Source organism: Ramlibacter sp. (genome assembly GCF_035706265.1).
Classification (GTDB): domain Bacteria; phylum Pseudomonadota; class Gammaproteobacteria; order Burkholderiales; family Burkholderiaceae_C; genus Ramlibacter.
This window is the reverse complement of the sequence record NZ_DASSVG010000027.1, coordinates 1-2127: the sequence shown is the minus strand read 5'-3', so window position 1 is coordinate 2127 and position 2127 is coordinate 1. Positions and strand designations below refer to the sequence as shown.

Annotated in this window: 2 protein-coding genes and 1 pseudogene; all 3 read right to left on the bottom strand. The window is 69.0% G+C overall.

Annotated elements, in window-relative coordinates:
• Nucleotides 1–137 precede the first annotated feature (137 nt).
• A pseudogene (locus tag VFM98_RS00950) lies at nt 138–371 on the bottom strand (DUF2239 family protein); the annotation flags it as partial.
• 38 nt (nt 372–409) lie between these two features.
• Complete coding sequence (locus tag VFM98_RS00945) at nt 410–1429, bottom strand: tripartite tricarboxylate transporter substrate binding protein (protein WP_325108009.1); 1020 nt, start codon at nt 1427–1429, stop codon at nt 410–412.
• Nucleotides 1430–1502: 73 nt separating this feature from the next.
• A partial coding sequence (locus VFM98_RS00940; RefSeq protein WP_325108008.1) for a fumarylacetoacetate hydrolase family protein occupies nt 1503–2127 on the bottom strand: 625 nt, incomplete at its 5' end.

The window sequence follows — 2127 nt, the reverse complement described above, 5'->3', positions numbered from 1 at the left end:
GCCAGGATCGAAAGGCAGCTGGGCTACAAGCAGCCCAAGTACCTGCACCGGGTGCAGGTGGTCGCCAGCTTCGAGGACATCGGCGCCGGCGAGGGCGGCTATTGGGAGGACCGGGGGTACAACTGGTACGCCGGCATCTAGCCTTGGGGTGAGCTGCCCTCGTAGTCCGGATCGGCGAGCCGAAGCAGGTGCTGCCGCACATCCGCGGGCCAGCGTTCGATGCGCCCGCCAAAGGCTTCGAGGTCGGCCGCGAACGAGGCGCCGCCGGGTTGCGCAGCGAGCCATTCCCACTGGTCGGGCAGCAAGGTGACTTCACGCGCGACCACCCCGAGGGGGGGACGGCCCCGCCCCCGCGGAGCCTCCGTTTCGGGGCAAAAATGCCGCGTCAATATCGCCCGGGTAAAACGCCTCAGAGCCCCAGGCGCTTGATCGTGACCTCCTTGCTGCGGCTGTCCTCGCGGAGCTTGCGGGCGAAGGCTTCGGCCGGCTGGTACTCGATCACCTGGCCGGCCTTGGCTGCCCACTCCACGTAGGCGGGCGACTTGACCGCGCGCTCGCAACCCGCCTGCAGCTTTTCCAGGACGGCCGGCGGCGTCTTCGCCGGAGCGAGCACGCCACCGAAGCTCAATTGCACCACCGGAACGCCGGCTTCCCTGAGCGTCGGGACGGAGGGAAACGCCGGATGCCGATGGTCGGAGTAGACGGCCAGCAGGCGCAGCGTCCCGGCCTGCACCTGCCCGGCCACGGAACTCGCCAGCACGGCGCCGAAGCCCAGGCGGCCACCCAGCAGGTCCTGCATCATGGGGCCGTCACCCTTGTAGGCGACGTGGTTCAGCCGCACGTTCATCGCCGCTTCGATGTCCGCGGTTCCGAGGTGGGGAATCGAGCCGATCCCCGATGTGCCGTAGCTGACCGATTCCGGCTCGGCGCGCACCTTCGCCAGGATGTCCGAGATGCTCCGATACGGCGAATTCGCCAGCACCGCGACGGCGAAGATGTTGTCGAACACGTGGCACACCGGGGTGAAGGAATCCAGGCCGTACTTGATCGTCTTCACACGGTGCGGCTGGCTGGTGAGCGACACCGCGGGCGTGAAGGCGAGCGTCTGGCCGTCGGCGCGTGCGCCCGCGAGCGCAGCCAGGCCGATCGCTCCCGCGGCGCCATCGCGGTTCACCACCGCGACGGGCGTGTTCAATGCCTCCGAGAAAGCCTTGCCGAAGGCGCGGGCGTTCTGGTCCAGTCCGCCGCCGGAGGCGAAGGGCACGATCATCTCGACCGGCCCCTGGGGAAAGTCCGCGGCCGAGGCTGCGGCCGGCGCGAGGCACACGGTGCCGGCCGCCAAGGCCATGCCCATGCCCGCGCGGATGCGAGCCGCCGTGTCTCGAACGTGGCACCACGCGGCCCACTGGATCTTCGTTGCGCTGTTCACCGATTTGACTCCTGGGTTGGAAGCGCCGCCGTCGCTGCGGCGGCTGGTTGTCGAAGCTGGCCGGGAACCGGCTTCAGTCTTCGTCCACGATCGGGTTGCGCAGCACGCCGATGCGATCCACTTCGATCTCGACGACGTCGCCGGCCTTCATCCAGACGGGAGGCTTGCGGCGCGCGCCGACGCCGCCCGGCGTGCCGGTGACGATCACGTCGCCGGGCTGCAGCGGGGCGATGGTGGATACGTACGCGATCTGCCGGGCGATGCTGTGGATCATCATCTCCGTCGTCGCGCGCTGCATCTCCTGGCCGTTCAAGCGCGCCACCAGGGTCATGCTGGTGCCGAAGGGGATCTCGTCCGCCGTCACCATCCAGGGACCGAAGCCGCCGGTGCGCCAGAAGTTCTTGCCGGGCACCCACTGCGAGGTGTGCTTCTGCCAGTCGCGCACGCTGCCGTCGTTGTAGCAGGCGTAGCCAGCGATGTGCCGGGCTGCGTCCGCCTCGCGGATGCGCCGGCCGCCCTTGCCGATGATCACGGCGATCTCGGCTTCGTAGTCCAGTTGCGTGGACTCCTTCGGGCGCACGATCGGCTGGCCATGCGCCACCTGCGAGTCGGCCACGCGCAGGAAGAAGGTCGGCTGCTCCGTGACCTCGCGGTTCGTCTCCTGCACGTGCTCGTGGTAGTTCAGGCCGCAGCACCAG